Source organism: Sulfobacillus sp. TH-112 (assembly GCF_057473405.1).
Window position 1 is genome coordinate 1 of sequence record NZ_JBYCKN010000092.1, and the last position, 5247, is coordinate 5247.

Annotated in this window: 7 protein-coding genes; 5 read left to right on the top strand and 2 right to left on the bottom strand. The window is 53.0% G+C overall.

From position 1 onward, the window contains the following. Positions 1 to 29: 29 nt before the first annotated feature. The 5 genes from ACOJWD_RS05980 to ACOJWD_RS06000 all read left to right on the top strand — a co-directional run bounded on the left by ACOJWD_RS05980 (position 30) and on the right by ACOJWD_RS06000 (position 3148). On the top strand, positions 30 to 587 hold the full coding sequence (locus tag ACOJWD_RS05980; RefSeq protein ID WP_486992309.1) for a cytochrome c oxidase subunit 3: 558 nt from the start codon (positions 30 to 32) through the stop codon (positions 585 to 587). 30 nt (positions 588 to 617) lie between these two features. Continuing rightward, positions 618 to 854: a hypothetical protein gene (locus ACOJWD_RS05985; RefSeq protein WP_486992310.1), complete on the top strand. Its 237-nt coding sequence runs from the start codon at positions 618 to 620 to the stop codon at positions 852 to 854. Positions 855 to 1003: 149 nt separating this feature from the next. Further along, entirely contained in the window at positions 1004 to 1135 is a 132-nt protein-coding gene (locus ACOJWD_RS05990; RefSeq protein WP_486992311.1) for a hypothetical protein, read from the top strand. Positions 1136 to 1147: 12 nt separating this feature from the next. Next, positions 1148 to 1807, top strand: a complete 660-nt coding sequence (gene cyoE / locus ACOJWD_RS05995) for a heme o synthase (protein WP_486992315.1) — start codon at positions 1148 to 1150, stop codon at positions 1805 to 1807. 126 nt (positions 1808 to 1933) lie between these two features. Next, a complete protein-coding gene (locus ACOJWD_RS06000) occupies positions 1934 to 3148 on the top strand; it encodes a beta-ketoacyl-[acyl-carrier-protein] synthase family protein (protein ID WP_486992312.1) in 1215 nt (404 codons plus the stop codon). A gap of 252 nt (positions 3149 to 3400) precedes the next feature. On the opposite strand, the gene ACOJWD_RS06005 is transcribed toward ACOJWD_RS06000, so the two are convergent. Next, a complete protein-coding gene (locus ACOJWD_RS06005; RefSeq protein WP_486992313.1) occupies positions 3401 to 4708 on the bottom strand; it encodes an MFS transporter in 1308 nt (435 codons plus the stop codon). A 43-nt stretch (positions 4709 to 4751) separates the two neighbouring features. Continuing rightward, a complete protein-coding gene (locus tag ACOJWD_RS06010; RefSeq protein WP_486992314.1) occupies positions 4752 to 5162 on the bottom strand; it encodes a hypothetical protein in 411 nt (136 codons plus the stop codon). Positions 5163 to 5247 lie beyond the last annotated feature (85 nt).

Genomic DNA, 5247 nt, shown 5'->3' on the forward strand with positions numbered 1-5247 from the left:
CGCAAGCATAGGTGGAAGGAGAGAATTCTATGGCGACGCATGACGCCGAAAAGGAATTGCAATTACGTCCGCTTCGTGCCGGATTTGGCATATTCCTAGCCAGCATGAGCGTGATCTTCGTCACGCTGATCGCCGCCCGTTATCTTACTGCCGGTGGCAGGGTCGGCCCATACAGTCAAGTTCTAGGGGCCATTATTACGCTATTTATGCTGGTAAGTGGGTTCCTAGCGCGGTCAGGCCGTATGGCCATTTTTCACGGTAATAATGCGACCATGAGGCGATATTTGTCATTGAGTTTCTGGGTCGGTGTACTGGGCGGGGCAAGCATTTTTCTGCAGTGGATTCTTCTATCCCACATGGCAGTGCCTGTGACGGACCCGACCGCCGAAGTTTACTATGTGCTGACAGGCATCTGGTTGCTGGTGGCCTTGGTTGCAGGATTTGTTCTTTTGGCCGCCAACATCCGAGGTCGGCGCATCGGTGGCTATACGGTGGAGAATCATTGGGACGTGGATGCCGCAACCTATTTTTGGACATTTGCTGTCTTCGCTTGGGTTGTGGTGTACGTAGTGTTGTACTTGCTATAAGGGCACGTACTTGGGAGAGGAGGAAGTGGAATGAAGGGGTTTTTCCCGCATTTCCCATATTTCATTCCGAGTTCACCGGGAATGCCACATTGGTGGGACATTTTCTGGTGGTGCTTCCAATTGGTGATTATGGCTAGTTTGTTGCTCACATTGCGGTTTCTTGCGTTGCGATTTGACCGCGACCGAGATGCGGCAGAATTTGGGGCAAAAGCAGGTCACACGGAAGCCCCGCCGGCGCCTCCAGAGGGCCCAGGGATACCGGGATAGTGGAATGCAACCAAGGGTGGGGCCATCGGTCTCACCCTTGGAATCGATGTGGCGTCTGTTTTAGCGTGATAAAGGTGTGGCGAGTCATGATTGGTCGGGGATGGGCAACAGTCAAAGCATATATTGAATGAACCAAACCGGGGACTGTCGTGTGGCTGATGATTACCGCCTATTGTGCCATGGTGGTTGCCGGACGAAGGTTTCCTTCATGGCAGGTCACGGTGTATACCCTTTTAGGGTTAGGACTTCCCGCTGGAGGAGCGCACGCAGTCAACATGTAGTGGGATCGGGATATCGATCGGATGATGCGCAGCACCAGAAGACGACCCGTGGGTACCGGGAGAGTCTCTGCGTCAAGTGCTCTATGGTTTGGCACCATAGCTGGTGTGGTCGCTTTTATGGGTATGGGAGTGCTGGTCAATTGGACTACGGCAGCGGCTCTGCTAAGTGGGTATATATTTTATGTCTTTATTTATACGATATGGTTCAAGCGCCGATCGGTACAAAATTCTGTGATTGGCGGCGCAGCGGGGGAGCTCCCGCCGGTGGTGGGGTGGACCGTTGTCACAGTGCACCTAGCGCTAGACCCAATCTTAAGGTTCCTTTTGATTTTTATGTGGACGCCGCCGCATTTTTGGTCGTTGGCTCTTTATAAGCAGGAGGACTACAAAAATGCTGGCATTCCCATGATGCCGGTTATGCGAGGGGTTCGGACGACCAAAGTGGAAGGACTTATTTATGCGGTGGCCGCCGTCTTGGTGTCGGTAGGCCTTTATATGACCCGGACGGTCAGCGTGGTTTATTTGGTTACCGCGGTGGCTGTCGGGGTGGTATTTCTCATTTATAATATCAAGCTACTGCAAGAATCGGCCAGCGAATTTAGTTGGTCCCAGAAGACATTTCGATTTTCCTTGGTTTATATTGCTTTCCTTTTCGTAGCTATGGTGGTGTAGGTATCTATCCACCATCAATCGAGCAAGTAACAGTTCCCCTGCCTGCGCTCCGCAGACAGGGGTTTTTCATGATATAATGACTAGGTCATATAATGTGGTCTCATATGCTTTCGGAGGTGTACAAAGTTGCAGGAGGTCGTCGTCACCGGGATGGGTATTGTATCCCCGATCGGAGTGGGTATGGAACGCTTTTGGGAGACCTTGGTGGATGGTGGCGGCGGGATCCATGCCTACGCATGGGGCAATGAAGTGTCTGGCATGGCGGCCACGGTCGAAGAGCCGGTTTTTTTAGGCGAGGTCGTGGATCCGCAGCGGCTACGATCGATGGATCGGTTGACCAAGTGGACCCTTGGGGCCGCTATTGAAGCGGTGGACGGAAGTGGGTTAAGCGAATTACCACCGCTGAGAACGGCCGTAGTGGTGGGAAGCACCATGGGAAGTGTACCATCCTTGGTTGAGGCGACTCAGCAGCTTGACGACCTGGGACCTAGGGGGGTACCGTCCCGGTTAATGGCACAAGTGATCCCCAATATTCCGGCAGCCCATCTCGTTTTACATTGGAATCTTCATGGCCCACTCTTGACCATTAGTACCGCCTGTGCGTCATCGGTTGATGCCATCGGGCAGGCCGTTCGCATGGTGGCCAATGGCGAAGTCGATTACGCGCTGGCGGGCGGAGTAGAGAGTCTATTGTCTCCCGTGGTGTATCATAGTCTCATGCGTGCACGAGCTTTGTCTCGCTCGACGAATCCTGATTTGGCATCACGGCCGTTTGATCGTGACCGTGATGGGTTCGTGATGGGAGAGGGGGCAGGTATGCTGCTGTTGGAACGGCGCGACTTGGCCGAGCGTCGTCAGGCGCCGATTCATGCCGTGGTACGAGGATATGCCAGTCTTGCCGATGGATTTCATGTCACAAGTCCGGAACCCGAAGGGCAATATGAAGCGCGAGTGATGCACATGGCTTGGGAGCGGTCGCATCTCACGGGTGCGGTTGACGCGGTGTACGCCCATGGAACCAGTACGATAGTAGGAGATGCCGCCGAGATTGCCGCTTTAAAGAGATTCTTTAAGGAGCAGTCGCTTGAACCATGGGTCACGTCGATTAAGGGACACATCGGACACACCATGGCTGCTTCTGGGGTGATGTCTGCTATGGCCGCGATTCGGAGCCTTGAGTCGGGACTGGTCGTGGGCACGCTAGGTACTCGAAATCTGGATGCGGCGATAGACTTTCCTGTGGTTAAGGGACGAGCGGTTGAGGCGCGTGTGCACACGGTCATGGTGAATGCGTTTGGATTCGGGGGTCAGAATGCGTCATTGGTGATGAGTGGGAAATAAAAAGGCACAAGAGTCCTACTCATCGCTCTTGTGCCTGAGGAACAACAGAGGGTCGCGTGTTAGGAGCCGCACGCGCAGTTATTGCACGAGCAGTCTCCAGCGCACGCGCAGGTGTCTGCGCAATGACCTTCAGCGCAACTAGAACAACAACAGGAATTGACAATAGACTCTTCCATCTTATATGCCTCCTTTTCACCTTCAGCCCACCTTAGAATGCCGAATTAGGAACATTTTATGCTTGAGCGAAGTGGTCTAGAGATCCTGTGAGGCGTGTGATGGGTTGTGAAAAGCGGGCGGATGCCAAAACACAATCGCCGCTGCTATGAGGGCAACGATTGGCACGCCAGCCATCAAAATCCGAATACCGTCGCGAACCGACTGCGATGCAATACCGTAAGAGTTGGCATGATACCCGCTGAAGTGAAACACGAGATAGACCACGATGGCTTCGAGGGTGGTACCAAAACGGAGGATGAATCCGTTGACACCGTAAAACGCCCCTTCCCGGCGCGCTCGGTGAACGAGGTCATGCTGGTCAATGATCTCTGCCATAACAATGTCAATCAACATGAGAAATCCTCCGAGACCCAGACCTAGCACAATCGCGGTGATGAGACTGGTGAGAAAGGTATCATCGAAGAGAAAGGGGATAACGGCAAGAGTTAATAGGATAATGGCGATGCGTAAGGAGCGATGTGCACCGAGGCGTTGAATGACGCGGGACCACGGATATACGGTGATAATGGCGACAATAAAAGTGCTCCCTAGCATGAGGGATAATTGAATGTGTTTAAGATGCAGCACGTATTTTGCATAAAATGGCATGGCTGCGGGAATCAGTACCAAGACAAATTGCACTAAAAAGTTCATCACAAGATATCGGGGGAACCCGGGTTGTCTCAGAACCTGCCAAAACGGTCTCCACAGAGGCTCGTCCGTGGGAGTCGGTGGCGCCAGATGCGCGGGCGGATGCCGGTGGCCGGCAATGACTCCTAAAAATCCGAGCGTCCCAATAATGGCCAATATGAGCGCCATGGTACTCCATCCGAATCGCCCATACAGAATTGGAGGCAAGGAGACACCAATCATGAGCGCAGCGATGCCAAATCCCTGGCGCCATCGAGCCACCTCAGCGCGAATCTTTAATGTACGGTAAATTTCGGGGAAGAGACTGGTCCAATTGATCACGACCATAAGATAGAGACCATCAAAAAGTGCGACAATCCCAAGAAAGTACCAGACCAACCAGGCCCGATTCACGATTGGGGTAAAGAGCAACCAAAAGGCGAAACCAAGAGGAATAAAGCCTACCGCAATATAGGGAAGCCGTCGTCCCCATCGTGTGCGAGTCCGGTCTGACCAGAGCCCCATGGCGGGATTGAGCACGGCATGCCACACGCTCTGCACACTCATTGCGATCGTGATCGGGCCAAGCGGCCCCCCGAGATGGTCGATATAAAAAAAGAGAATATAGGTTGCGAAGGCCTGGGAAAAAATGTTGGTGCCAAGATTTCCAAGACCATAACTTATGGCGGGCCAATGCCGCTTTTCGATATTCATATGTGGGATTTCGCGGAGAAGGCGATAAATACCTTCAGGTCTGTCACTGGAATTTATTCAAGAGCCGGATGGTGAGCAATAGCGGTGTCTGTCCGTGCCAGACCCACTGATAGTGGTGCATGATCCCCACTTTGCCTGGGGCGAGTTGATATAGAGACCCCGGAAGAGATAGAAAAGGGGCGTGGTCTCTCATGGAGGAAAGCTGCGCCGATTCGCCCTCAAGGCTCGCGGGCTCATCGCGGGGGGAGAGCGTCAGGGTTCCCTGAGGTATATAAATCGTTTGTGAATGACGACTGTCCGGTGGTAACAATACGGTGAGGCTAGGAGGAACCCGTGACATCTCAGCGCTGAAGTCGGTGAGAAATCCCTTCGGGTGTTCGGGATTTCCTTCGACGAGAGGGAGCGCGATATCGGATCTCACAAAAAGGGGAAGGGTATCTAGGAGACTTTTCATAAAGTCCTTGAAGTATGGGATTAGGGAATTTGTGGCCGATGGCCCGCATTCGGAACCTCATTTTTATGCAAAACATGCCCGAGTC

Excerpts from the sequence above, each read along its gene's own strand:
- ACOJWD_RS05980 (WP_486992309.1), top strand. The coding sequence starts at position 30 with ATGGCGACGCATGACGCCGAAAAGGAATTGCAATTACGTCCGCTTCGT.
- ACOJWD_RS06005 (WP_486992313.1), bottom strand. The coding sequence starts at position 4,708 with ATGAATATCGAAAAGCGGCATTGGCCCGCCATAAGTTATGGTCTTGGA.
- ACOJWD_RS06010 (WP_486992314.1), bottom strand. The coding sequence starts at position 5,162 with ATGAAAAGTCTCCTAGATACCCTTCCCCTTTTTGTGAGATCCGATATC.
- ACOJWD_RS05985 (WP_486992310.1), top strand. The coding sequence starts at position 618 with ATGAAGGGGTTTTTCCCGCATTTCCCATATTTCATTCCGAGTTCACCG.